This is a genomic window from Alcaligenes faecalis (genome assembly GCF_009497775.1).
GTDB lineage: Bacteria > Pseudomonadota > Gammaproteobacteria > Burkholderiales > Burkholderiaceae_B > Alcaligenes > Alcaligenes faecalis_D.
On record NZ_CP031012.1, the window covers coordinates 2,966,944 to 2,993,316 of the forward strand.

At 57.4% G+C, this 26,373-nt stretch carries 21 protein-coding genes; 14 read left to right on the forward strand and 7 right to left on the reverse strand.

What is annotated here, in order from left to right; genetic code table 11:
- Positions 1-27 precede the first annotated feature (27 nt).
- The 6 genes from DUD43_RS13825 (at position 28) to DUD43_RS13850 (ending at position 9,818) form a co-directional block, all read left to right on the forward strand.
- Entirely contained in the window at positions 28-1,791 is a 1,764-nt protein-coding gene (locus tag DUD43_RS13825) for a collagen-like triple helix repeat-containing protein (protein ID WP_228125798.1), read from the forward strand.
- Positions 1,788-2,378, forward strand: a complete 591-nt coding sequence (locus DUD43_RS13830) for a MarR family winged helix-turn-helix transcriptional regulator (RefSeq protein ID WP_228125799.1) — start codon at positions 1,788-1,790, stop codon at positions 2,376-2,378. Before DUD43_RS13825 ends, DUD43_RS13830 begins: the two co-directional genes overlap by 4 nt.
- A 233-nt stretch (positions 2,379-2,611) precedes the next feature.
- On the forward strand, positions 2,612-4,618 hold the full coding sequence (locus tag DUD43_RS13835; RefSeq protein ID WP_228125800.1) for a collagen-like triple helix repeat-containing protein: 2,007 nt from the start codon (positions 2,612-2,614) through the stop codon (positions 4,616-4,618).
- A 102-nt stretch (positions 4,619-4,720) separates the two neighbouring features.
- The gene (locus DUD43_RS13840) at positions 4,721-6,256 is read left to right on the forward strand and encodes a hypothetical protein (protein WP_194273397.1); all 1,536 of its coding nucleotides are present in this window, start codon (positions 4,721-4,723) and stop codon (positions 6,254-6,256) included.
- Between the two features lie 84 nt (positions 6,257-6,340).
- Positions 6,341-6,793, forward strand: coding sequence for a MarR family winged helix-turn-helix transcriptional regulator (locus DUD43_RS13845; protein WP_228125801.1), 453 nt, complete (start codon positions 6,341-6,343; stop codon positions 6,791-6,793).
- 175 nt (positions 6,794-6,968) lie between these two features.
- Complete coding sequence (locus tag DUD43_RS13850) at positions 6,969-9,818, forward strand: M16 family metallopeptidase (RefSeq protein ID WP_153230727.1); 2,850 nt, start codon at positions 6,969-6,971, stop codon at positions 9,816-9,818.
- A gap of 91 nt (positions 9,819-9,909) precedes the next feature.
- Here DUD43_RS13850 and dnaJ read toward each other — a convergent pair whose 3' ends face one another.
- The 5 genes from dnaJ to hrcA all read right to left on the reverse strand — a co-directional run bounded on the left by dnaJ (position 9,910) and on the right by hrcA (position 16,109).
- A complete protein-coding gene (gene dnaJ / locus DUD43_RS13855; protein ID WP_009459542.1) occupies positions 9,910-11,043 on the reverse strand; it encodes a molecular chaperone DnaJ in 1,134 nt (377 codons plus the stop codon).
- A gap of 102 nt (positions 11,044-11,145) precedes the next feature.
- Positions 11,146-13,071, reverse strand: coding sequence for a molecular chaperone DnaK (gene dnaK, locus DUD43_RS13860; protein WP_153230728.1), 1,926 nt, complete (start codon positions 13,069-13,071; stop codon positions 11,146-11,148).
- A 174-nt stretch (positions 13,072-13,245) separates the two neighbouring features.
- Positions 13,246-13,830, reverse strand: a complete 585-nt coding sequence (gene grpE, locus DUD43_RS13865) for a nucleotide exchange factor GrpE (RefSeq protein ID WP_153230729.1) — start codon at positions 13,828-13,830, stop codon at positions 13,246-13,248.
- Positions 13,831-13,946: 116 nt separating this feature from the next.
- Positions 13,947-15,032 carry a ferrochelatase gene (hemH, locus tag DUD43_RS13870; protein WP_153230730.1) on the reverse strand — a complete coding sequence of 362 codons (1,086 nt, stop codon included), beginning with the start codon at positions 15,030-15,032 and terminating at the stop codon, positions 13,947-13,949.
- A 63-nt stretch (positions 15,033-15,095) separates the two neighbouring features.
- Entirely contained in the window at positions 15,096-16,109 is a 1,014-nt protein-coding gene (gene hrcA / locus DUD43_RS13875; protein WP_153230731.1) for a heat-inducible transcriptional repressor HrcA, read from the reverse strand.
- Positions 16,110-16,236: 127 nt separating this feature from the next.
- Between hrcA and DUD43_RS13880 the strand changes: the two genes are divergently transcribed.
- Both DUD43_RS13880 and recN read left to right on the forward strand, forming a co-directional pair.
- On the forward strand, positions 16,237-17,136 hold the full coding sequence (locus DUD43_RS13880) for an NAD kinase (RefSeq protein ID WP_153230732.1): 900 nt from the start codon (positions 16,237-16,239) through the stop codon (positions 17,134-17,136).
- Between the two features lie 6 nt (positions 17,137-17,142).
- Positions 17,143-18,792, forward strand: a complete 1,650-nt coding sequence (gene recN, locus DUD43_RS13885) for a DNA repair protein RecN (RefSeq protein WP_153230733.1) — start codon at positions 17,143-17,145, stop codon at positions 18,790-18,792.
- Between the two features lie 176 nt (positions 18,793-18,968).
- Here the strand turns inward: recN and fur are convergent, their stop codons facing one another.
- Complete coding sequence (gene fur, locus DUD43_RS13890; RefSeq protein ID WP_035272094.1) at positions 18,969-19,424, reverse strand: ferric iron uptake transcriptional regulator; 456 nt, start codon at positions 19,422-19,424, stop codon at positions 18,969-18,971.
- Between the two features lie 179 nt (positions 19,425-19,603).
- On the opposite strand from fur, the gene DUD43_RS13895 reads away from it, so the two are divergent.
- The 3 genes from DUD43_RS13895 (at position 19,604) to DUD43_RS13905 (ending at position 21,914) form a co-directional block, all read left to right on the forward strand.
- Positions 19,604-20,038, forward strand: coding sequence for an outer membrane protein assembly factor BamE (locus DUD43_RS13895; protein WP_416202951.1), 435 nt, complete (start codon positions 19,604-19,606; stop codon positions 20,036-20,038).
- A 25-nt stretch (positions 20,039-20,063) separates the two neighbouring features.
- Complete coding sequence (gene dapB, locus DUD43_RS13900; protein ID WP_153230735.1) at positions 20,064-20,855, forward strand: 4-hydroxy-tetrahydrodipicolinate reductase; 792 nt, start codon at positions 20,064-20,066, stop codon at positions 20,853-20,855.
- Positions 20,856-21,098: 243 nt separating this feature from the next.
- The gene (locus DUD43_RS13905; RefSeq protein ID WP_153230736.1) at positions 21,099-21,914 is read left to right on the forward strand and encodes a sterol desaturase family protein; all 816 of its coding nucleotides are present in this window, start codon (positions 21,099-21,101) and stop codon (positions 21,912-21,914) included.
- A gap of 18 nt (positions 21,915-21,932) precedes the next feature.
- Here the strand turns inward: DUD43_RS13905 and DUD43_RS13910 are convergent, their stop codons facing one another.
- Complete coding sequence (locus tag DUD43_RS13910) at positions 21,933-22,655, reverse strand: GntR family transcriptional regulator (RefSeq protein WP_153230737.1); 723 nt, start codon at positions 22,653-22,655, stop codon at positions 21,933-21,935.
- Positions 22,656-22,791: 136 nt separating this feature from the next.
- Here DUD43_RS13910 and DUD43_RS13915 point away from each other — a divergent pair, with 136 nt between their 5' ends.
- The 3 genes from DUD43_RS13915 (at position 22,792) to DUD43_RS13925 (ending at position 26,278) form a co-directional block, all read left to right on the forward strand.
- The gene (locus tag DUD43_RS13915) at positions 22,792-23,517 is read left to right on the forward strand and encodes an alpha/beta fold hydrolase (RefSeq protein ID WP_153230738.1); all 726 of its coding nucleotides are present in this window, start codon (positions 22,792-22,794) and stop codon (positions 23,515-23,517) included.
- The gene (locus DUD43_RS13920; RefSeq protein WP_153230739.1) at positions 23,514-24,761 is read left to right on the forward strand and encodes an iron-containing alcohol dehydrogenase; all 1,248 of its coding nucleotides are present in this window, start codon (positions 23,514-23,516) and stop codon (positions 24,759-24,761) included. The genes DUD43_RS13915 and DUD43_RS13920 overlap by 4 nt, the downstream gene beginning before the upstream one ends.
- Before the next feature lie 155 nt (positions 24,762-24,916).
- Positions 24,917-26,278 carry an MFS transporter gene (locus DUD43_RS13925; protein ID WP_021446915.1) on the forward strand — a complete coding sequence of 454 codons (1,362 nt, stop codon included), beginning with the start codon at positions 24,917-24,919 and terminating at the stop codon, positions 26,276-26,278.
- Positions 26,279-26,373 lie beyond the last annotated feature (95 nt).

A 26,373-nucleotide genomic window follows, 5' to 3' on the forward strand; every position in this document is an offset into this window, starting at 1 on the left:
TGCTTACACTTCAAATCGGAGTCAGACATGAAAGCAAGGAATTCAGCAAGAAACGCCTCGGTACAACGCAACTTGCAACGTGCCGTTGTCGCTACATTGGTCATCAGCGCCGCCGTTCTGGCCGGCTGCTCCTCGCGCGGCGGTGTGCGCGACGGTCTGGATGTGTCGGTTCGCCCACCCGTGGTTGACCCCAACCTGCCCAACCCCGGCGACGGCGGTACCGGCGGTGGCGACAATGGCGGCGGCAATAACGGCGGAAACAACGGTGGTGGCAAAGGCAATGGCCTGACCCAAAATGCACTGGGCAATCTGGGCCAGGCCGTCGACAACGTGGTGCCCTTGAACCTGAGCAAAACAGGCGATCAGCTAGGCAAAACGCTGGATGGTGCCCTGAAACCCGTCACCAATATCGTGACAGATGCCACCCGCACCGTCGGTGGTGTGACCGGCCTGGGACAACCCGTCAACGGCCTGACCACTCAAGTCGGCGGTGTTGTGACCAATCTGGGCGATCAACTGGGCAAAACCGGCCTGCCCCTGAATCTGGGTGAGGGTGCAGGCGGCCTGCTGTCCCATCTGGGTCAGGCTGTGGGTTCGGTCGGCGGCTTGCTGGTCAACGATCCCAAGAACCCCAATCCATTGGGCAACACACTGCACCACGCCACCAAAGGCGTAGAAGTGCTGACCGGCTCCTTGCTGGGTGAAGGCAGCCTGCTGCATCCACTGACAGCACAACTAGGCCTAGGCGGTATCTTGCTGGCAGATGGCGGTGAGCCTGTCCTGCAACCTGCACTTGGCAATGTCGGACAAACCGTAGACAACATTCTGCCGCTGGGCCTGAACCCGATTCTGGGTGATGTGGGTGGCGCTTTGGACAACACTGTGGCGCCTGTAGTTGCCACCGTCACCAATGTGACTCAACAAGTGGGTGATGGCCTGGGTGTTGGCCAACCGATCAACGCCTTGCTGGGTGGTGTCGGTAGCGCTTTGGGTAATATGGGCAGCCAACTGGACAATGCAGCACCACTGAGACTGGGCGGTGTGGTGAACCATCTGGGTCAAGCCGTCGCCTCGGTAGGCGGCGTGTTGCACAAGACAGATGCGAACACCAATCCCTTGGGTGATACCTTGAATCACGCCACCCAGGCCGTCGCTTCCCTGACGGGTGGACTGGGCGGCATCACAGGCGGAGAAGGTGGCGGTTTACTGGCTCCCGTGACCGGATTGTTGGGTGGTCTGGGTGGTGGCGAAGGAGCTAACGGTGGCTTGCTGGCTCCTGTAACCGGCCTGCTGGGTGGTTTGACGGGTGGCTTGGGTGGCGGTGAAGGCGCCAACGGCGGTTTGCTGGCCCCGGTCACCAACCTGGTCGGTGGTTTGACAGGCGGACTGGGTGGCGGTGAAGGCGCCAATGGCGGATTGCTGGCCCCGGTCACCAACCTGGTCGGTGGCTTGACGGGCGGACTGGGCGGCGGTGACGGTGCTAACGGCGGCTTGCTCGCTCCCGTCACCAACCTGGTCGGTGGTTTGACAGGCGGACTGGGTGGCGGTGAAGGCGCCAATGGCGGATTGTTGGCTCCGGTCACCAATCTGGTCGGCGGCTTGACGGGCGGACTGGACGGCGGTGACGGTGCTAACGGTGGCTTGCTGGCTCCAGTTACAGGTCTCTTGGGTGGCATTACAGGCAGTGTTTCGGTTGGTGGCGACGCAGCCGGTGGCGGACAAGCCAATGGCGGCCTGCTGGCTCCGGTAACGGGCCTGGTCGGTGGCCTGCTGGGAGGTGGCCGGAAATGATGAATAAAGTCATGAACCCGGTCAGTTTGCCAGTGAGCTTTCACCCTGGCGCGCAAAGCGCCGGGGCCCGCTCCAACTGGTCTTCACACAATGATGAGCACAGCATGTTGTCGGAAAAGATGTTGATGGATCTGGGCAAGATGCTGGGCCGTCAGTTCACCATCTACGCAGAAGCTCTGAAAGCCAGCTTGGCTGAAGAAGCGAATATCCCCTTGAATGACTTCAAGGCCTTGGAATACATCATGGAGTTCGATGCTTTGCCAACGGGCCAACTGGCTCACTTGATGGACTTGAGTGCCAGTGGTGTCAGCGCCCTGATCAACCGTCTGGAACACCGGGGCTACATCACCCGCGGCCGTCATCCCCTGGATAAGCGCGTAATTGCCTTGCACCCGGTAATGGACAAATGCCGTGAAGTCCTGGCTGTGAAAGAGCGCGCTATCAACCAGGCAATCAACACAGCAGCGAACCAGAACCCGGCTCAGCTGATTGCCATGTACGACTTTCTGGTCGATAGCATGAGCACCTTCAGGCAGAACACCAAAGCCTGGCTGGATGCCAAAGCCCTGGTGCCTCGAGCCTCCTGAGCACCCTGCTCTGCCCCTAAGGAACCGCTGCTTGTCAGCGGTTCTTTTTTTGTTACGTAACACGTTCCGCCCAGGCCCCAAAACCCGTAACAAATAGCCCTCTTTTTTTCTCCTACTTCTTGTCAAACCCAGAGCACACGAGGCTTGCAGACACCTCCATAAATTGGCACGCGAATTGCTTTAACTAGATTCAGGAAGCAAGCAAGTACCCCGATCATTTATTGGAGCAAGCAATGCATAAAAATACAGACAGCAAGAAACCAGGCCTGCGCCTGACCCTCCTGGCCACCTTGATGGTCAGCACTTTGGCTTTGACCGCCTGCAGCAGCACCACAGGTGGCGGCTCGTCGGGCGGTTCCGACAACCCTGTCCCAACCAACCCAGATCCTGGTACCGGAGGCGGTACAGGTGGCGGAGATAACGGTGGCGGCACGGGGGGTGGAGACAACGGTGGTGGCACCGGCGGTGGTGACAACGGCGGCGGCGACAACGGCGGTGGTGACAACGGCGGTGGCGACAACGGCGGCGGCGATAACGGCGGTGGTGACAACGGCGGTGGTGACAACGGCGGTGGCGACAACGGCGGTGGCGACAACGGCGGCGGCGATAACGGCGGTGGCGACAACGGCGGTGGCGACAACGGCGGTGGTGATAACGGCGGTGGTGATAACGGCGGCAACCCTCCCACTCGCACTCCAGGCGCACTGGAAACCACTCTGAATAATGTCGGCGAAGCCGTCGATAACGTATTGCCAATTGGTCTACAAGATACCGGCGGCAAACTGGGCAAGACACTGGACAAGGTCGTCTCTCCCGTCGTCAACACAGCCACAGGCCTGACTCAACAGATTGGCGGCGCAACTGGCCTGGGCCAACCCGTGAACAGCCTGCTGGGTCAAACAGGTGGCGTTGTTGCCAACCTGGGCGAACAGTTGGGCAATAGCGGTCTGCCTCTGAATCTGGGCCAGGGCGTGGGCGGTCTTCTGAACGGGTTGGGTAATGCGGTAGGTAGCGCAGGTGGCTTGCTGCATGCGGATGCCAGCAACCCCAACCCACTGACAGCAGTACTGGGGCACGCAACTGGCGGTGTAGCCGCCCTGACCGACTCCCTGCTGGGCGAAGGCAGCTTGCTGTACCCCATCACCGGCCAACTGGGTCTGGGTGGTTTACTGAACGGTACGGATGCCGCCCCCATTCTTGAGCCCTCCTTGGCCAACGTGGGTCAAACCGTCGACAACATCTTGCCGATTGGCTTGAACCCCATCCTGGGCAATGTCGGTGAGACCCTGGATACCGTGGTGGCCCCCGTAGGTGCCACGGTCACTCATGTCACTCAACAAGTAAGTGATGGCCTGGGAGTTGGTCAGCCGATCAATGCCTTGCTGGGCGGAGTAGGCAGTGCCTTGGCCAATGTAGGCACTCAACTGGATAGCGCAGCCTCTCTGGGTCTGGGCGGTGCGATCGGCAACCTGGGCCAGGCAGTGACTTCGGTCGGTGGTCTGGTTCACCAAACCGATAGCAATACGAACCCGCTGGGCAACACCCTGAATCGCGCCACACAAGCCGTCGCCTCCCTGACCGGTGGGCTGACAGGTAATGGCGAAGGCGGCTTGCTCTCCCCTGTCACCGGCTTGCTCGGCGGCCTGACGGGCGGTTTGGGTGGTGGTGAAGGCGCCAATGGCGGTTTGCTGGCTCCCGTCACAGGGCTGCTCGGTGGTTTGACGGGTGGACTGGGTGGTGGCGAAGGCGCTAACGGCGGGCTACTGGCCCCCGTGACCAACCTGGTCGGTGGTCTGACCGGAGGTTTGGGCGGTGGTGAAGGTGCCAACGGCGGTTTGCTGGCTCCTGTTACCAACCTGGTCGGTGGTTTGACCGGCGGTCTGGGCGGTGGTGAAGGTGCCAACGGCGGTTTGCTGGCTCCCGTTACCAATCTGGTCGGTGGGTTGACCGGTGGACTGGGTGGTGGTGAAGGTGCCAACGGCGGTTTGCTGGCTCCTGTGACCAACCTGGTCGGTGGTCTGACTGGCGGCCTGAATGGTGGCGATGCCGCTAACGGTGGCTTGCTGGCTCCTGTAACTGGTTTGGTCAGCGGACTGCTGGGCGGTGTCACTGCCTCGGTTGAAGTGGGCGCCTCTGGCAGCGTAAGCGCTGGTGGTGGAGCCGCTGCAGGCAGCAACAACGGCGGCTTGCTGGCCCCGGTAACCGGCCTTCTCGGTGGCTTGCTGGGCAGTCCTCGCTAAGCAACAGGCTGGGGCGTACACCGCCCCAGCCCTTATCCTCAGGAACTCACCCATTCACTTCTGAAATGCCTGAGCAATCCTGATCTTCAGATGGAGTACGTCATGACTACAAAGACACGTTTTACATCCAGCAGGATCGTTTTGCTCAGCCTGACAGCCAGTCTGTTTTCCATGACTGCTCAGGCCGATTTGCTGGGTGGTATTCCTCTAACGATTCCAACGAATCTGAACCTGAATCAGAACCTGATGACTACTACCCCACCTCCAGGCCTATTTGAAACCGGCCTGGGGAATGTAGGGCAAGCAGTAGATAACTTCGCTCCCTTGGGTCTGTACCAGCCCGCTGGCTTCGTTGGACAGGCTGTGGATGGACAAACCACGCGCACTCTGGACTATTTCAGACGCATGAGAGACGCCCTCAGTCTAGGCTACGTTTATACCGATACAGTCAAACCTGTCGTGAACACCGCCCAAACTGTCCTGGACCAAGCAGGAAACAGTATTCAACAAACCCCTCTGCCACTGAACGCCGGGCAAGCTGGTGGCCGATTATTGACGGGCCTTAGTGATACCGTCGAGAGCGTGGGAGCCCTATTGCAAGGCGATCCCAATGGCCCAGACCCTTTAATCTCGGTTGTCGGGCATGCAACTGGCACTGTAGCGGCGGTCACCGATTCTCTTTTTAAAGGCGGCAACCCGCCCCCAACTTCTGTCGCAAGCCGAAGTCCAAACCCAAATATAGCCAACACGATGGCTACCCCTCATGGACCTATGGAAACAGCGTTGATGAATACCGGCCAAGCTGCAGACAACATCCTTCCCTTCGGGATGAAACGTGGTGGGCAGTACGTTGGAGCGACCCTTGATGGGCTTGTAAACATAAAAGAATTAGATATCGCGAGAAATCGAATCCTTGAGGCGATTGATAAAGGGTACGTCCTGAATGCAGTGGGTGAGCCAATTACAATCTCGGCTGAAGCTATCGATGTTCTGGGCAATATCATTGAAAACGCCAACCTCCCACTCAACGCAGGACAAGCAGCTGGCACCTTGCTTCATGGAGTCAGTGACACGGTCGGTAGCGCAAGAGGCCTGCTCCATAGCGACCCCAACAATCCCTACCCAATCAGCTCCACGTTGGAAAACTTAACGGGTAGCCTTGCCGCTACAACCGATGCTCTCTTGCATGGCGGCAATCAGCTGCAACCTTTGCTCGGCGCTCAAACTACGGCACTCAATAGCAATGCCGGTTTATTAGCCCCCGTCACCAATCTGGTCGATGGGCTGACAGGCGGATTGACTGGTGGCAATACCGGCGCGAATGGCCTTCTGGCTCCCGTCACTAATCTGGCCGACTCCCTGACTGGAGGGCTGACAGGCGGCAGTGAAGCAAACGCTGGCCTGCTCGCCCCTGTCACCAACCTGGTCAGCAGCGTGACTGGCGGTCTTGGTGGAGACAGTGCCAACAGCCAGGGCTTGCTGGCTCCCATCACCGGTCTGCTGGGCAATGGTTTGCTTAGCCCACCCGCAGCCGCGACCGAAACGCCTCCCGGCAACACGGTCGCCGCCCCCCATGTCGGTCTGCTAAGCCCCGTCACGGGTCTGGTTAACGGTTTGCTGGGCGCTCCCCCGCGCTAAGGATGTGTGCATATGCCCAATAAACAGCCCCTGACAACTGAATGGACCGAGCCGGAAGCAAGGGATGAGGTTTTATCAGGGCATATGCAAAACGACATTGTGCGCATGATGCTGCGTCAGTTTGATATCTACCAGGAAGCCAACAAGCACCAATTGGCACAAGCAGCGGGTTTGAGCCTGAATGAATACAAGGCACTGGAATTTGTGCTGGAGCTCAAACCCCTGTCTCCCGGCAAACTAGCCCAGTTGTTGGACCTGAGCCCCAGTGGTACGCAAGCTCTGATCACTCGTCTGGAAAGTGCCGGGTATTTGCTGCGCAAGCCGCACCCGCGCGACGGGCGCATGACCAGCCTGTATCCCAACCCGGAACGCTGCAAACGCCTGATCGCTGAGATGGATCTGCCCGCATATCACATCATGGAGGCCACGGCACACTACAACCCCAAGCAGTTAAGTGCGCTGTACGACTTTCTCTCCAAGAGCCTTGCTCACCTGCGCAAGAATGCATTGGAAAGACTGAAACACAAACCCAACTAAAAGAGTGGCATCGTTTTCTTGCTGTTTTGCCCACCAGTGTCCCTGGTGGGCTTTTTTTTGTTAAGCCCCGCTAATTGCAGGGAGCGCTGCCTACCCAGCTAAACGGCCCCATGCTACAAAAGACACTGGTCGGCTGAGCTGGCTTTTTCATCGCTAAAACCGTAAGGATGTGTTCATGAAACTCTCTGTACTGATTGCCGCCCTGCGCCTGCGCCATCTTGCAGGGGCTGCGTTGCTGTCCAGTTCGCTGGCAGCCTATGCCCTGCCCGCAGGTCTGGCCCAAGGCCCCTCTGTCGAAGGCGTCACTCAATACACTCTGGACAATGGCCTGCGCCTTGTTCTGGCCCCAGACGACTCCAAACCCACGACCACCGTCAACATGACGTACCTGGTCGGCTCACGACACGAGAACTACGGGCAAACCGGCATGGCTCACCTGCTGGAACACATGCTGTTTCGCGGTACGCCTACCTTGCGCAATGCGCTGGGTGAATTCTCCAAGCGCGGCCTGGAAGCCAACGGCACCACCTCCAGCGACCGCACCAATTACTTCGCCAGCTTCGCCGCGGATCCCGAAACCCTGAAGTGGTATCTGGACTGGCAGGCCGACGTGATGGTCAACGCCCTGATCGACAAGCAGGATCTGGAAGCGGAAATGCCCGTGGTGCGCAATGAAATGGAAAGCGGTGAAAACAGCCCTTTCCGTGTTCTGATGCAAAAGCTGACAGCCGCTGCCTACCAATGGCATAGCTACGGCAAAACCACGATTGGTGCCCGCTCCGACGTGGAAAACGTGGATATTGAACAGCTGCGCAAGTTCTACCACGACTACTATCAGCCCGATAATGCCGTGCTGTTTGTGACCGGGCAGTTCGACACAGAGCAAACGCTGGACAATATTGCCAAAGCCTTTGGCTCCATCCCCAAACCCACTCGCACGTTGCGCCCCGAATACACAGTTGAACCCGTCCAGGACGGCACGCGCACGGTGACCTTGCGCCGTCACGGTGGTGCACCGCTGATCATGTCGCTGTATCACCTGCCCAGCGCCGCCAGCCCGGAATACATGAACTTGAGCCTGGGTATCAGCGCTTTGGGCGACACCCCCAGCGGGCAGCTGTACAAGAATCTGGTCAACAAGAACCTGGCCACCAGCGTATTCAGCTTTGATTCCGAAAGCCACGATCCGGGCTACGCCCTGTTTGGTGCCGAGCTGAAACCCGATATGGATCAGCAAAAGGCCTTGAAGGCCATGAATGACACGCTGGAAGGCTTGGCCAAGTCCCCGTTGAAAGATACGGATCTGGAACGCATCCGCAGCCAGTGGATGACGGGCTGGACACAAACCTATGCCAACCCGTCCAGCCTGGCCAGCGCGCTGTCAGAAGCAGCAGCCAGCGGCGACTGGCGTTTGTTCTTCCTGCAGCGCGACCGGGTAGAAGCCGCCAAGCTGCCACAAGTTCAAAAGGCCCTGGAGACCTGGCTGGTCGCCAGCAACCGCAGCAATGGTTTGTACATCCCCACGGAAAAACCGCTGCGCGCTCCTGAAGCCACCACCGTTGATGTAGCCAAGCTGGTGCAGGACTACACGGGCAAGGACGGTGGCAAGACAGTAGAAGCCTTTGATCCTAGCCCGGCCAACATCATGGCTCGCACCGATCTGCAGCCCTTGTCCTTGGGCAAGGATCTGGGTGAAGTGAAAATGGCACTGCTGCCCAAGGGCACTCGCGCAGAACGCGTGGAAGCGCGCTTGTCCTTCAAGTTTGGTTCGCCTGATCAGCTCAAGAACCAGACCGCTACCGCTGCGGCTGTCGCCAGCCTGCTGAGCACCGGCACCAAGAAACTGAACCGGGAACAGATTTCCGACCAGTTCACCGCCATGCAAACTCAGTTCAGCACCAGCGGCTCCAATGGTCGCTTGTACCTGACGCTGTCCTCCAACCGCGAGAACCTGCCGAAAGCCATTGCTCTGGCGCTGGACGTGCTGCGCAACGCAAACTTCCCCGAAGACGAGCTGAAGAAATATCAGCAAGCCGTGGTCACCGATCTGAAATCGGCCAGCACCGAGCCTGCTGCTTTGGCAAGCCAGACGATTGAACGCTATACCAACCCATGGCCCAAAGACGATATCCGCTACACGCCCAGCTTTGAAGAAGGCATAGAGCGAGTCCAGGCGGTAAGCATCAAACAGGTGCGAGACTTCCATCAAAAGTTCTACGGTACGGGTGATGTCGCCTTTAGCGCCGTGGGTGACTTTGACAAGGAAGAGGTTCGCAAGGCTTTGGCTGATGGCTTGAAAGGCTGGCGCAAAGCCCCGGCCTACCAGCGTCCGGACAATCCGCTGCAAACCGTGGCTCCCAAGGTCTTTGACATCAACACCCCGGACAAGGCCAACGCTTTCTATCTGGCGGATCTGGGCCTGAAGCTGCAAGACAGCGATGCCGACTTCCCGGCTGTCTATCTGGCCAACTACTTGCTGGGTCTGTCCGAGACCTCACGCCTGTGGAACCGCGTGCGTGTGGAAGATGGCCTGTCCTACAACGTACGCAGCCAGGTGGATGCGTCCAGCTATGAGCCTAATGGTACGTGGACGGTGTATGCCATTCACGCTCCCAGCAATAGCGAAAAGCTGGGCAAGACCATCAACGAAGTGCTGGCGCAAACACTGAAAGATGGCTTTAGCGAGCAAGAGGTCAAGGAAGGCGTGAATGCCTTGCTGAACTACCGTCGCTTGTCGCGCAGCCAGGACACCGTCGTCAGCAGCGCCTGGTTGAATTACCTGGATCTGGGCCGCAGCTTTGAATGGTCCGAAAAAATGGACCAGGATCTGCAAAAGCTCAATGCAGAACAGGTCAATGCCGTTCTTCGCAAATACCTGAAGCCCAAGGAAATGGTAGTGGCAATTGCCGCCGACCATGAGCGCCAGAAGCAAGGTGCTGCGGCGCCTGAGGCTCAGGCAGCAGAGCAAGAGGCACCCGCTCCAGCTCCAACTGGCGTCCCAGCGGCTCTGGAAGCTCAACCCTGATGGATGCAGCACAAGGCCTGCTCAGGCAGGCATAAAAAAAAGCCCGGTACTTTCGTACCGGGCTTTTTTATTTTGCTTTCCCTTGCAGGATTCAGGAGAAGAAACCCTTCACCTTGTCCGTCCAGGATTCGCTTTTGGGCGAGTGCTTGACGCCACCATCGCTCAAGGCCTGTTCAAACTGACGCAGCAATTTCTTTTGCTCTTCGTTCAGACGTACAGGTGTCTCGATCTGAATGTGGCAGTACAAGTCACCGGGGTAGCTGGAGCGCAAGCCCTTGATACCCTTACCGCGCAAACGGAAGGTCTTGCCCACTTGGGTGCCTTCAGGGATGGTGATCTCGCCACGCCCTGTCAGGGTAGGCACTTCCACCGTTCCGCCCAAGGCCGCCGTGGTAAAGGGGATGGTCAGCTCGCAATGCAGATCCTCGCCATCACGCTGGAAAATACCGTGCGGCTTGATGCGGATTTCCACATACAAGTCACCGGCAGGACCACCGTTTACGCCAGGTTCGCCATTGCCGCTGGAGCGAATGCGCATGCCATCATCAATACCGGCCGGAATCTTGACCTGCAAAGTCTTGGTCTTTTTGACCTTGCCTTCGCCGTGACACACCACGCAGGGATCAGGAATTTCCTTGCCGCTACCGTGACAGGTCGGGCAGGTTTGCTGCATGCTGAAAATGCCCTGCTGCATGCGGACTGCGCCACTGCCTTGGCAGGTACGGCAAGTCTGTGCAGAGGTACCGGGCTTGGCACCCGAACCCGAGCAGGTTTCGCAGTTTTCCCAGCTAGGTACACGAATTTCAGTATCAAAACCGGCTGCTGCCTGCTCCAGGCTGATATCCAGCGAATAGCGCAAGTCCGCACCACGGTAAACCTGAGGGCCACCGCCGCGACGTCCGCCGCCACCACCAAAGATTTCGCCAAAAATATCGCCAAAGGCGTCTGCAAATCCGGCCCCGCCCATGCCGCCACCCATACCGCCCATGCCGGCATTGGGATCGACTCCGGCATGACCATAGCGGTCATAGGCTTCGCGTTTCTGTTCGTCGGACAGGATCTCGTACGCTTCCTTGGCTTCCTTGAACTTTTCCTCGGCGTCCTTGCTATCCGGATTACGGTCAGGGTGGAACTTCATGGCCAGCTTGCGATACGCCTTGCGGATTTCATCCTGCGTCGCATTTTTGGCCACACCGAGAATTTCGTATAAATCGCGTTTTGCCATGTTTGATTAACGACGTCTAAACGCCGCTGTTTGAATAATAATGCCCGATCTCCAGCGTATGCCGCCAAAGATCGGGCCAGGGAACCTTATTCAGGCTCGCAATTACTGATCGCGTTTGACTTCTTTAAAGTCAGCGTCGACCACGTTCTCGTCGGCGGGCTGCTGGGCTGTACCTTCAGCACCTTCCTGTGCTGCGGCTTGAGCCTGCATGTCGGCGTACATCTTCTCGCCCAGTTTCTGCGAGGCCACACCCAGTGCTTCCACCTTGGCGTCGATGGCTTCCTTATCGCCTTCTTTCAGAGTTTCCTCCAGATCAGCGATTGCCTTTTCGATGGCTTCTTTCTCTTCCGCTTCCAGCTTGTCGCCGTAGTCCGTCATGGACTTGCGGGTCGAGTGGATCAAGGCTTCAGCCTGGTTGCGAGCAACTGCCAGTTCAGCGATACGGTGGTCTTCAGCCGCGTTCACTTCGGCATCTTTCACCATGCGTTCGATCTCCTCGTCGGACAAACCGGAGTTTGCCTTGATAGTGATCTTGTTCTCTTTGCCTGTGCCCTTGTCTTTGGCGGACACGTGCAAGATACCGTTGGCGTCGATGTCGAAGGTCACTTCAATCTGTGGCAGGCCACGTGCTGCTGGTGGAATACCTTCCAGATTGAACTCGCCCAGAGCCTTGTTACCGGCAGCGATTTCACGCTCGCCCTGGAACACCTTGATGGTCACAGCAGGCTGGTTATCGTCAGCCGTGGAGAACACTTGCGAATGACGCGTAGGAATCGTGGTGTTCTTCTGGATCATCTTGGTCATGACGCCACCCAGGGTTTCAATACCCAGGGACAGAGGAGTCACGTCCAGCAGCAAAACGTCAGTACGGTCGCCCGACAACACGGAACCTTGAATGGCTGCACCAGCGGCAACAGCTTCATCAGGGTTGATGTCTTTACGTGGTTCACGGCCAAAGAACTCTTTAACGCGCTCTTGCACCTTGGGCATACGGCTCATACCGCCGACCAGGATGACGTCGTCGATTTCCGAAACCTTCACACCGGCGTCCTTGATGGCCACGCGGCAAGGCTCGATCGTGCGTTCGATCAGGTCTTCAACCAGCGCTTCCAGCTTGGCGCGAGTGATCTTCAGGTTCAAGTGCTTGGGACCGGAAGCGTCTGCCGTAATGTAAGGCAAGTTGATTTCGGTCTGCTGCGTGGAGGACAGCTCAATCTTGGCTTTTTCAGCGGACTCTTTCAGGCGCTGCAAGGCCAGCACGTCTTTGGACAGATCCACGCCGCTTTCTTTCTTGAACTCGGCAATGATGTAGTCAATGATGCGCTTGTCAAAGTCTTCGCCACCCAGGAAGGTGTCACCGTTGGTGGAGAGTACTTCAAACTGTTTCTCGCCATCGATATCAGCGATTTCGATGATGGACACGTCAAACGTACCGCCGCCCAAGTCATACACAGCAATCTTGCGATCACCCTTTTCAGCCTTGTCCAGACCGAAAGCCAAAGCCGCAGCGGTTGGCTCGTTGATGATGCGCTTGACTTCCAGACCAGCAATGCGGCCTGCGTCCTTGGTTGCCTGACGCTGGCTGTCGTTAAAGTAAGCAGGCACGGTAATCACGGCCTCGGTTACTTCTTCGCCCAGGTAGTCTTCGGCGGTTTTCTTCATTTTGCGCAAGATGTCGGCGGACACTTGCTGAGGTGCCATCTTCTTGCCTTGAGCTTCCACCCATGCGTCGCCGTTGTCGGCAGCAGCAATGGTGTAAGGCACGTGCTCGATGTCCGTCTGAACTGCCTTTTCAGTGAACTTACGACCGATCAAACGCTTGACAGCGAAGATGGTGTTGGTGGGGTTGGTGACCGCCTGGCGTTTGGCAGGAGCGCCAACCAGGATTTCGCCATCCTGCATGTAAGCCACGATGGAAGGGGTCGTGCGACCGCCTTCGGCATTTTCGATAATACGAACCTGGTCGCCATCCAACACCGATACACAGCTATTGGTGGTTCCAAGGTCAATACCAATGATTTTGCCCATGATTTTTTACCTGACTAAAAGATTGATTGCGAAAGCAAATTATTTGATGAAATGCATATGGGGAACTCTCCGTGCATTTCAAGAGCAGTGGCCTTATTTTTTTCACTATGCAAGCAGCAGGTCCGAAAAAGCATTCATTCCGGACAGCCTGCTGACACAGTCAGGCTGGCTCTATTACTTGGGGGCCGACACCATCACCAAAGCGGGACGCAAAACGCGATCCGAAATGGTGTAGCCCTTTTGCAGCAACTGGGCAACCGCGCCTTCTTCAAACTCCGAAGGCACAGCCGAAATGGCTTGATGCAGGTGCGGATCAAACTTGTCACCGGCTTGTGGAGCCACTTCTTTCAGGTTGTTGCGCTCAAAAGCCTTGTTCAGCTGACGCAAGGTGGTTTCCACGCCTTCTTTCCAGGCGTCCGTGCTTTGCTCGGTCTGGGCCAGGGCGGCTTCCAGACTGTCGCGCACGGGGATCAGGCTTTCAGCAAAGGACTCGGTACCGAACTTGCGGGCTTTAGAGACATCATCATCCGCACGACGGCGAATGTTTTCCACTTCGGCCTTGGCACGCAGCAACTGGTCGTAGTACTGCGACACTTTTTCCTGGGCCTGGGCCAACTCGGTGGCCAGATCAGCCGAACTTTCTTCCGGCTGCTGAGCCAAAATCTCTGGCTGGTCTTGCCCGACAGCAGATGCCTGCTCAGGCGTGTTTTCCGTCACTTCCCCGTCCAGAGGCTTATTGGGATCGGCATGTGTAGCCATTCGATGTATCTCCACTACAGAATTCGTTGATCGCATAAAAATGGGGGCATCTGCCCCCAGTTCAAGACCTGCCTGCATATTTTGCTGGCCAGGCCCTTCAAAAACTTCAAATACCGCTATCGGGCTGGCACCAGACGACTGGGTAACCAGCCTCCCAGGTGCTGCACGGCCAGCCGTCCCAGGCCCTCAATCCATTGTGGATCGTCATTCAGACAAGGGATGTAATGGAACTCGCGACCGCCCTCTTCCAGGAAGGCATCGCGGCATTCCACCTGGATTTCTTCCAGTGTTTCCAGACAATCGGCCAGAAAGCCGGGGCAGACAGCATCCACACGCCCCACGCCCTGCTTGCCCCATTCGCGCAACGTTGGCTCGGTATAGGGTTCCAGCCAGCGCTGCGCGCCAAAGCGGCTTTGAAAGGCCATATGCACGTCTACGGCAGGCTCATCCAGCGCCGCACGCAAGGCGTCCGCGGTTTCGCGGCAGTCGCGGTAATAAGGGTCACCCAGCTCCACGCAGCGGCGCGGCAAACCGTGAAAACTCAATAACAAACGCTCTGGCTTGCCATGCTCGTCCCAATAACGACGAATCTGCGCCGCCAGCGCGCCGATATAATCCGGGTGCGTGTGATAACGCTTGAGGAAACGCAGCTCAGGCTGATTGCGCTGCTTGCTGAGATGTTCGGACACACAGTCCACCGCCGTGGCCGTGGTGCTGGCCGCATACTGCGGATACAGGGGCAGGCTCAAAATTCGCTCGCAGCCCGCTGCTTTCAATTTATCCAGACCGCTGGCAATGGACGGGTTGCCATAACGCATACCCAGCTCCACCTTCACATCGTGGCCTTGTGATTGCAGCAGCTCCTGCAGGCCATCTGCCTGTGCCTGGCTGTAGACCAGCAAGGGCGCACCTTCAGGCAACCAGATGTCCTTGTAGCGCGGTGCCAGCTTGCTGGGGCGGCGCGGCAAGATGAACAGACGCAGAATGATCTGCCAGAGCGGCTGCGGGATTTCAATAACCCGGGGGTCGGACAGAAACTCGCCCAGATAACGACGAATGGACGCGGCATCCGGCTGGTCCGGTGTACCCAGATTAACCAGCAAAATACCGACAGGTCCGGCCTCGCGTACCGGAGCCTGGGCATTGAACATATCGGCGTCCTGCGCTTCGGGCAAATAAGGAGAGGCAAACAACTTGGGCATGATGATTAGTGCGTTAGACAGCCAGATTGCCTTCAGCCCAACAACAGGCTGAAGGTCCAACCCTTAACTGGCAGAGTGATGGCTCAAGGCATTGGACAATAGCCGAGCCGTAATGTCCACGATAGGAATCACACGATCATACGCCATCCGGGATGGCCCGATCACACCCAGTGTGCCCACGACCTTGCCATCCACGCCATACGGCGCGGTAATGACGGACACATCGTCCAAGGGCAAAAGCTGGGAATCCCCACCGATATAAATCTGCACGCCATCGGCCTGACTGGAGACATCCAGCAAGTGCAGCAGATCGGTTTTCTTCTCGAACAGGGAAAACAGGCGGCGCAAACGGTCCATGTCCGCCACCATCTCTGTCACGTTCAACAGCTTGCTTTCACCGGCAATCACCACAGCTTCTTCGCTATCGGGTTGATGACTGCCCACATCCACGGCTTGTTGCATCAGACGCGAAATATCCACCTGCAAGGAACTGAGTTCCTGCGACAAGGCCAGCTTGACTGACTCGAAGGACATGCCCGAGAAATGCTGATTGAAGAAGTTGCTGGCCTCGACCAGTTCCTGCTCCAGATAATCACGCGGCACAAACAGGATACGGTTTTGCACGTCGCCATCCGGCGTGACGATAATCAGCAACACCCGCTTGTCGGACAGGCGAATGAATTCAATCTGCCTGAAGGTCTGCGCTTTTTTCGGCGCCAGCACCACACCGGCAAACTGCGACAGATTCGATAGCAAGGAAGCCGCGGAACTCACGGCCCGGTTGGGCTCGTCAAAAGGCAGGTACTGGCTAAGGTTGCGAGCATCGGGCCGCTCGAAACGTTCGGCAGCCAGGAGACGATCCACAAACAAACGGTAGCCCTTGGGCGTGGGAATACGCCCCGCCGAGGTGTGCGGGCTATGAATCAGGCCCAGGCCTTCCAGCTCGGCCATCACATTACGAATCGTGGCCGGGGAAAAATCAAAAATGGTTGATAAGGTACGGGACCCTACCGGCTGACCGTCGGCAATGTAGCGTTCGATCAGCACCTTCAACAAGGCATTTGCTCTGTCATCCATGTCGCGTACGTCACTTAAAAACACCAGCTCTGCATGATAAAGGGGAGAATCTTACAGCCAAGCCTAGAGTGGCAACTCTATAATCCACTGATCGCCATTATTTCATTAATCATAAGGTTTTCGCCCCATGCATTTCAAAACGGTTGCCATTGTTGGCAGATACCAGGACTCCGGCTTGGATGCGCCCATCCGATCGCTGGCTAAAACCCTGGTCAACACTGGTTGCTCGGTGCTGTTGGAGGCCACAACCGCCCAGAATGCCGGTATTACCGAACTGCCCATCAGCGATTATGCCCAAATTGGCGAGCGCGCCGATCTGGCCATCGTCATGGGTGGGGATGGCACCATGATAGGCGCTGCCCGTGAATTAGCCCACAGCAAGGTTCCCCTGATCGGGATTAACCATGGTCGCCTGGGCTTTATTACCGATATTCCCTTGAATGACGCCAACGACGCCTTGCTCAGCGTTCTGAAAGGCGAGTACGACATTGAAGAGCGTTCCATGCTGGAAGGCCGCGTGGTGCGTGATGGGGAAGTGCTGTATTCGGGCGTGGCCCTGAACGATGTAGTCATCAACCGCGCCGGCCGCGGTGGCATGATCGAGCTGCGCGTCGAGCTTGATGGCGTCTTCATGTACCGCCAACGCTCCGACGGCCTGATCATCTCCACCCCCACAGGTTCGACCGCCTATGCGCTGGCCGCCAGCGGCCCCTTGCTGCACCCTTCCGTGAAGGCCTTTTTGCTGGTGCCGGTTGCACCGCAAACCCTGTCGCACCGCCCTATTGTGCTGCCCGACACCGGCACCCTGAACCTGACCATTACAGCTCTGGGCCGGGTGGAATCGGGTGGCAGCGTGCACTTTGACATGCAAACCTGGTCGGACTGTCAGCAGGGAGACCGCATTGACGTGCGTCGCTCCCAGGACACCATTCGCTTTATCCATCCCAAGGGCTACAGCTTTTTTTCCACCCTGCGTCAGAAGCTGGGCTGGAATCACATCCCTTTGCCTAACGACGAAAACGAATAAACCCCTATGCTCCGTACCCTGCACGTTCGAGACTTTGTGATCGTGGATCAAGCCACGATTGATTTCGACTCCGGCTTCACGGTTTTTTCCGGGGAGACCGGCGCTGGCAAATCCATTCTGATTGACGCGCTCTCCCTGGTGCTGGGGGCACGCGGCGATGCCAAAGCCATCCGCGAGGGCTGTCCGCGCACCGAAGTCAGCGCGCACTTCGACTGCGAACAAGACATTCAGAGCTGGCTCAGCGAGCGTGACTTCGATGTCGCGGACGAGCTGATCCTGCGCCGCCTGATCGATCAGCAAGGTCGCAACCGCAGCTACATCAATGGCAGCGCAGCCACCTTGACGCAGTTGCGCGAACTGGGTGAGTTGCTGGTGGATATCCACGGTCAGCACGCTCATCAAAGCCTGATGAACCCTCAAAGCCAGTACGATCTGCTCGACAGCCAGGGCGGCCATTTGCCCATGGCGCGCCAAGTAGCGCAGTCCTGGCAGCAATTGAGTCAGGCACGCAAAGCCGTCGAACAAGCCAGCCAAAGTGCCGAACAGGGCAAGCGCGAGCAGGAACGTCTGGAGTGGCAGATTAACGAGCTCTCCAGCCTGAATCTGCGGGCAGGTGAATGGGACCAGCTGCAACAAGAACACACCCGCCTGTCCCACGCCCAGGCCCTGATCGACGGCAGTGCACTGGCCCTGACGGCTCTGGACGGCGAGGAAACCTCGGTACAACAATTGCTGGGTAAAGCCAGCCACGAAATGAGCGCCCTGCTGCGCCATGATCCTGGCCTGCAGGCCATTGTGGATGCGCTGGAGTCGGCACAAATTGCGGTCACCGAAGCGGCGTCGGACCTGAACAGCTATCTAAGTGATATGGAGCTGGACCCCGAACGACTGGCTCAGGCAGAAGAACGGGTTTCCGCCATTTTCAGTGCCGCGCGCAAACTGAAAGTGGAGCCCGAAGAACTGCCCAGCCTGCTGGAAACCTGGCAGGAACAGTTGGCACAGTTACAGCAGTCTTTTGATCTGGAAGCCTTGCAAGCCAAAGCCCTGCAAGCGGAAAAACAATATCAGGAGCTTAGCGGCAAGCTAAGCACGGCAAGACGCAAAACCAGTGTGCAACTGAGCAAACAGGTTAGCCAGGCGATGCAATCCATGGCCATGCAAGGCGGTCGCTTCGAGGTTGCCCTGACCGCTTGCGCACCTCAAGTTCACGGCGTGGAGCAAGTGGAATTTCTGGTTGCTGGTCATGAAGGGGTGACACCACGCCCGCTGGCCAAAGTGGCCTCGGGGGGTGAACTGGCCCGAATTTCCCTGGCGCTATCGGTTATCGCCAGCCAGGCAGCACGTGTGCCTACCTTGATTTTTGACGAGGTGGATACGGGTGTGGGTGGCGCGGTGGCCGAAGTAGTGGGACGTTTGCTACAAGAGCTGGGTGCACGTCATCAGGTTCTGTGTGTGACCCACCTGCCCCAGGTGGCTGCCTGCGGCAACCATCATTTGAAGGTCGAGAAAACGACGGAGCAAGGCCAGACTTTTTCCTCTATCCGTCCTTTGGCGCAAGACGAACGCGTGGACGAAATCGCCCGTATGCTGGGTGGTCTGGAAATTACGCAAACAACGCGTGAGCATGCGCGGGAAATGCTGGCACGTCAGCGTTAAGCGCTGTTGAAACGCAAGCTAAACCACCAGCGCCTGAGGCAGCTGGTGGTTTTTTTGTATCCAATCGTGAGGCCCTGTGGCCCGGATCTGATTGTTCTTTGAATTTTCAGGATGCCGTCCTGGCTATCCTGCCCCCAATCATCAGATCCCGTACCGGCGGGCCCTCTACAAATGAATTAACTGCGCAAGGTAGGCTTGGCCTGCTTGCCTGCTTCCGAGCACTTGGGGCAAATGCCGTACAACAGCATCGTGTGGCTCTCCAGCACAAAACCGTGGTCTTTGGCGACCTGGTGCTGGCGGGCTTCGATATTGCTGTCAGTAAACTCTTCCACAACGCCGCAATTGGTGCAGATCAGGTGATCGTGGTGATCGCCGTCATTCAGTTCAAAGACGGCCTTGCCGCCGTCAAACTGGCTGCGCACCAAAATGCCGGCTTGCTCGAACTGGGTCAGCACACGGTAAACCGTGGCCAAACCAATATCGACTTCCTCGGCAATGAGCAGACGGTATACGTCTTCAGCGCTCAGGTGTCGTTGACCGTCCTGATCGGAGCGGCGAAAAATATCCAGAATCTTCAGGCGCGGAAAAGTCGCCTTAAGCCCCATGTTCTTCAGTTCATTTTGATCGTTCATGGCTAAATTATCGCATCTTGATGGGGATGGATCTCAAGTCCGTTCTGGTTGAAAACCAGCTCGTCTTGAGGCGGTTCAACGCGCAATTCATGCGCTTTTTCCTAAACCCTTATATGATAACGATTTTATTCCTACTGGGGCATTTCGTGCAGAAGAAGGCCAATTCATTCACTCCTGTCATCCGCGCCATACTCGCAGCCAGCCTGGCTGCCGCCGCCCTGAGCGCCTGCGGATCCTCTAAATGGGGCTTCCCATACCGCGCCGACATTCAGCAGGGGAACTGGATCACTGCCGAGCAAGTGGCCCGCCTGCAACCAGGTATGACTCGCGAACAGGTCCGCTATCTATTGGGTTCGCCCACCTTGCAGGACATTTTCCACGCCGACCGTTGGGACTACCCTTACCTGAACCAGCCTGGCTACGGCAAGAGCGAACAGCGCACCTTTACCGTCTGGTTTGAAGGCGACACCCTGGTTCGCTGGCAAGGCGACGAGCAACCTGACCGCCAGCCCTTCGAGCGCAGCGACACAGGCAGAAAACACACCCCGCCTCCCGCTGACGCCGACAAAGCCGCCCCCACGCCCAGCGTGAGCGGCAACCAGCCCACGCTTTAAGCTTTACGTTAAGGACACCGGATACATGCGCATTGCCATTGCTGGCGCAGACGGCCGTATGGGCCGTATGCTGATTGAAGCTGTTTTGAACAGTACCGACCTGACTCTGGCCGTTGCCTTGGACCATAGCGGCTCCAAAGCAATTGGTCAGGACGCAGGAGCCTTTTTGGGTAAAGACACCGGCATCAAGGTCACGGACGACCTGAACGCCCTGGCCCAAGCGGATTGCCTGATCGACTTCACTCGTCCTGAAGGCACCATGGCTCATCTGGACGCCTGCATGCAGCACGGCACCCGTCTGGTCATTGGCACCACCGGCTTTTCCGAAGCAGAGAAACAACAGATTCTGGCGGCTGGCCGCGAGATTGCCATTGTCTTCGCTCCGAACATGAGCGTGGGCGTCAATGCCACCCTGAAGCTGATCGAAATGGCAGCTGCCCTGCTGAACCAGGGCTACGACGCCGAGGTGTTTGAAGCCCACCACCGCAACAAGGTTGATGCGCCATCGGGCACGGCCCTGGCCATGGGTGAAGCTATCGCCAAAACCTGGGGCGAGTCCCTGAACGATGTAGCCGACTGGGCCCGTCACGGTCACACCGGCGCCCGTCAGGATGGCCGCATTGGGTTCTCCGTTGTCCGTGGTGGCGACATTGTGGGCGACCACACCGTGTTTTTCTGCGGTGAAGGCGAACGCATCGAGATCTCGCACCGCTCCAGCAGCCGTGCCGGTTATGCCAATGGCAGCCTGCGTGCCGCCCGATTCCTGGGCGATAAAAGCACTGGCCTGTACAACATGCAGGACGTGCTGGGCCTGTAAGTTCCTGACTTGCAAACGCTCTGATAAAAAGCCGGCTTTCGAGCCGGCTTTTTTATCTGTGTTCATGCCAAATCAACTCTAAAAAAATCCCTTCTACCAAGCTCCACCGGGCTTGCCGTCCTGAAGCGCCCTCCTGCCAGATCACCTCCCCCCCTGTTTTCCCTGCTTGACGCAGAAAAAAATATCACTAATATGTTAGTTGGATATTTAAAGAATAAACCTTTTCCGCAGGAGACAACTGACATGATGAGCGAACGCCAACGCAAGTTCCGAGAGGACTACAAATCCAATATCAGCCCCGCCTACAACGGTATTGTTCACGTTGCTGTGACCTACATCGTGGGGCTGGCAGCGATTTACTACAGCATCACCCAGCTAGGCCCGATAGGTTGGGAGTGGCTGATTGTGATCCCCGTTTTTCTGGCGGGTAATTTTGTTGAATGGGCCATGCACCGTTATGTGATGCACCGACGCATCAACATCATTGGCTTGCGGGAAATCTACGAGCGCCACACCCGCCAGCATCACCAGTACTTCACCGACAACGAAGCCACCATTGATTCCAGCAAGGAGTTCCGGATTGTGTTTTTCCCCTGGCGCGTTCTGGCAACGCTGGGCGTAGGCGGCGGGATTCTGGGCTGGCTGGCTGCCACCGTCATCAACCCCAATGCAGGCTATTTTGTATTCATGACCATGGTGGCGCAGTACCTGGTGTACGAGGCCTTTCACTACTGCTGTCATGTGCATGAGAACAGCTTTGTGCGCAATATGCCCTTCATCAACACCATTCGCCGCCATCATACGGCCCACCACAATCAGGGCATCATGATGAAGTACAACATGAACCTGACTTTCCCGATTGCAGACTGGGCCATGGGCACCACGGATCTGCGTCGCGGCCTGCTTGGCCACCTGTTCAATGGCTATAGCGAAAAGCACGTCAAGGAAGAACTCAAGCCCATTATTCGCCGCTTCCGTTTTGAGGATACTGGCGACACCACGGACGGCCCGGCCCTGAAACAAGAAGAGGCCCACGCCCTGGAGCGCGGTCTGGCCTAGCCAAGGCCCTTACTGTATTTACAAGCTGGAAATCAGGGTGGTACGGGCGAGTTCCTCGATGTAGTCCATCAAAAGGTCCAGGCTTTGACCCGCCTGGTCCATATCGCCCCCGGCAATGGACATGGCCAAGTTGGCATGCAGTCTGCCCATCTGCGTCAAATCCGGATTTTGCTGATAGTGGCAGAACCAGAAACGGCGGGACAGACCATGTGTCAGACGCATCGCTGCCTCGGCAAACTCATTGCGAGCCGCCTCGATTTCCAGCTCATTCAAACGTCGATCTGCCCGGATAAAACTGACTTCATCGTTCTGGGTGGCGGCTTCCAGGAAAGCATCATGCAAGCTCTTGAATTGCTCGCGTTGATCTCGTGTCGCCCGTTTGGCCGCACTACGGCAGATCAGACGTTCGATTTCCCGTCGTGTCTCGATCAGGCGCAATTGCTTGGGCATGTCCAGCTCCGGAATCAACAGCCCGCGCTGCGGCAAGACCAGCATCAAATGCTCGCGTGCCAGCCGTTGAATGGCCTCCCGAATCGGTGTACGGCCAATCTCGAACATCTGGCTCAAGGTCAGCTCGGACACAATGCTACCCGGCGGCAACTTCAGGGTAATGATGGCTTCTTCCAAACGCTCGTAAGCAATGTCCGTGAGCTTGGGCTTGGGTTCCGTCAAGGCCTTGATATCCAAGGCCTCATCCTGAGCCTGCCCTTTTCCCGCTACCTTCCGCTTGCTTGTGACCATGCTAACCCTGCCTTTAAAACGCAGCGTTTGCTGCTGACACCCCAACTCTGACGCCTGCCCTGGCCTTGCAAGTACACGGCCGGAGCTGGGCAACAGCCTCATATCTTAGTTGTATTTATCTACTCCAGGAAGCCACATGAGCATTGCCTGCGATTCAAAACAAGCCGCCATCATTGCCGTGCATGGGATTCAGGGCACCCATCGCAGCTGGTTACCAGTAGCCCAAGCCAGCTCGGATTTGATGTCCTGGCACACCCCGGACTTGCGAGGCCGAGGCGAGGCATTTCGTGGCTCCAGCCAGGAAGATTACGGGCTGGACGGCTTTATGCACGATCTGCGCGCCAGCATTCGAGCCCTGCCCGAACACACGCCTTATGTCCTGGCAGGCTGGAGCCTGGGCGTCTCTGTGGTACTGCAAACCTGTCTGACGCTGCTGGACGAACAGGCCCCACTGCCGCAAGCGCTGGTGTTGTTATCGGGCACAGCCAGCCTGAATCAGACCCAATGGTTCAAGGCCCAGGACACACCTGCCTTGCTGCAAGAAATTGCAGAGCGGGAGCAACGCCTGGGCCTGCTTGAAGCCGCCGGTCATCAGGACGTGGCCTGGACCTGGCTGGCGAATCGGCATCACGACCTGTACGCGCAGCTACCCCGTATTTCCATCCCCTCTTTGATCATCCATGGCGAGCAGGATCAGGACTGCCCCATTGAGCACGCCCGCCTGTTGGCGCAAGCCCTGCCGCAAGCCACTTTGCACAGCCTGCCTGATGCGGGCCACAGCATTCTGGGCTCGCACACAGAGCTGATCGCCTCCCTGATAGAACCCTTCTGCTCCCTACACACTGCAAGGACTTCCGTATGAACAAGCATGTTTTCTTTTGCCCACCACCCCGCACCTTGATGGGGCGCGGCTGCCGCCATGAACTGCCTGCCCTGATTGCGCATTTGGGCTGGCGTCGCGGCTTATTGATTACCGACCGTTTTTTCACCATTCAAACCACTTGGGTTCAGGACCACATCGAAGCCTGTAGAGAACTGGGTATTGAGGTCGTTGTTTTTGATGGTGGCGAACCAGATCCTTCCACCATCTTGTGCGATCAGGCCACGCTGCAAATACGTGCTCATTTAGCCGATCACCCTATTGATTACGTCTTGGCTTTAGGTGGTGGCAGCAATATAGATCTGGCCAAAGCACTGTGTCTGACCGTCCCCACCGGGGAGTCCATACGCGCGTACAGCGGCACCTGGCCAGCACACACCAAACCTCTGCCTCTGATCGCCTTGCCCACCACTTCAGGCACAGGATCAGAAGCAACACCGGGGGCCATTCTGGTCGACCCCGACAATGCCACCAAGATCGCCGTCATGGGCAATGCGCTGCGCCCCGCCATTGCGGTCATCGATCCGGAACTCAGCGATAGCTGCCCACCACGCGTTACTGCCGACGCCGGCATCGATGCCCTGACCCACGCAATTGAATCCTTTGTGACTCAGGAGGCCAGCCTGTTTGACCGTGGTGGCAGCCCGGACCCTGGCTATAGCGGCCGATCCAGCCTGACCATGATGTTTGCACGCGAATCCATACGCCTGTGCGGCCAGTACATGCTGCGAGCCTATCGCGACGGCACGGACACCGAAGCCCGTGATGGCATGGCCAGTGCCAGCTACTATGCCGCCCTGTCCTACGGCACGGCAGGCCTGAATGCAGTGCACGGCATTGCCTACGCACTGGCAGGTTTGACGCATCAATCCCACGGCACCACCAATGCCGTACTGCTGCCCTACGTTCTGGACGAACTGCGCGAAACCCGTGCCACCGATCTGCTGGAAGTCGCCCAACTACTGGGCATGCCCACCGACAAACCAGAGGACACCTTGCTGGCGCTGCCCGCCTATGTGCGTTCGCTGGTGGAGCTGCTGGACATCCCCTCTGACCTGAGCCAATGCGGCGTACAGGAACATCAGCTGGAACGCCTGTTGAGCGATGCCCTGCAAGTGACCCGTCTTGCCAAAGCCTTCCCGGTTGCTGACTGCGCCAGCGCCTATCAACGCATTATTCAACACGCTTTTGAAGGCACGTTGGCCGGAGCACTCACCCACAATTAATTAGCCAGCTAAGTACATACCATTATTTAATCTTAAAATAGATACTACTAGTATCCATGTAATATATCAGTAGAAGAAAAAAGGCCTGCCTTGGCCTGACGGCAGGTCACCTACACATAAAACCCGCCACAAGAGCGGACCTACAGGAGACACCTATGACAGCCGTATCCCCCAATGTGGCCAATCGCCTGGAGCGATTACCCATGACACGCTATCAACGCATGCTGTTCGGTATTATCGCGACCGCCTGGTTCTTTGATTCCATGGACCTGGGCATCATGACTTTTGTTTTAGGTTCCATCAAAGCAGAAATGGGGCTCAGCACCGCGCAGGCGGGGATGCTGGCCAGCTCCAGCTTTTTAGGCATGTTTTTGGGGGCTGCCATTGCGGGCATGCTGGCAGACAAGTACGGGCGCAAACCCGTCTTTCAATGGAGCATGATTTTCTGGGGCGTAGGCAGCCTGGCCTGTGGCCTGTCCCAAAACGTCGAGCAGTTGATGGCGTTTCGGGTGCTGCTGGGGTTTGGCATGGGGATGGAGTTTCCCATTGGCCTGGCCATGGTCTCGGAGATTGTGCCTGCTAAAAGTCGCGGTCGATATATTGCGATTCTGGAAGGCTTCTGGCCGCTGGGCTTTATCAGCGCCGGGATTCTGACTTACCTGAGCCTGGACTATATAGGCTGGCGCGGGATCTTCATTGCCCTGTCTATCCCTGCCCTGTTTGTGTTTGTGATTCGCCGCTGGGTTCCTGAATCCCCACGCTGGCTGGAAGAGGCAGGCCATAACGACCGCGCCGAACAAGTCACAACGGCCTTTGAACATAAAGTCATTCAGGCCAATGGCGGCCAGGCTCTGCCCTCCCCCCTGCCTCCCACTCCCTGTGAGAAGCTGAAGCGTGGTGCGCTGTTTGCCCAGCTCTGGCAAGGCCAATACGCCCGTCGCACCCTGATGCTGTGGATGCTGTGGTTCTTCTCCTTGCTGGGCTACTACGGCCTGACCACCTGGCTGGGCGCGTTGCTGCAACAAGCCGGGTATGAAGTCACCAAGTCCGTTACCTACACCATTTATATTTCCCTGGCCGGTATTCCAGGCTTCATCTTCTCGGCCTGGTTGCTGGAGAAATGGGGTCGCAAGGCAACCATGGTCTTGATGCTGTTCGGTAGCGCAGGCTGCGCCTTTATCTATGGCCACGTCGCCACCAGTCAGGCACCTGTTGCGCAACTGATTGGTGCTGGTTTGTGCATGCAATTCTTCATGTTTGGCATGTGGTCGGTTTTGTATGCCTACACCCCCGAGCTGTACCCCACACGCACACGCAGCACAGGCGCTGGTTTTGCATCCTCTATTGGCCGACTGGGTTCCTTGTTCGGACCGTTGCTGGTGGGCTTTATCCTGCCCTGGACCGGCCATGCAGGTGTCTTCACCCTGGGCGCTATTTCCTTCTCGATTGCGGCTTTGGTGGTGATCGCACTGGGCGTGGAAACCAAGGGGCGTTCGCTGGAGGAAGTTTCGGCTTAAACAGCTGATTCAATTGAAGATTAATTGACTTAAGGCTCAATAGAAAACCCGTGTCAGCCTATGCAGGTGACACGGGTTTTCAGCTCATGAACGGC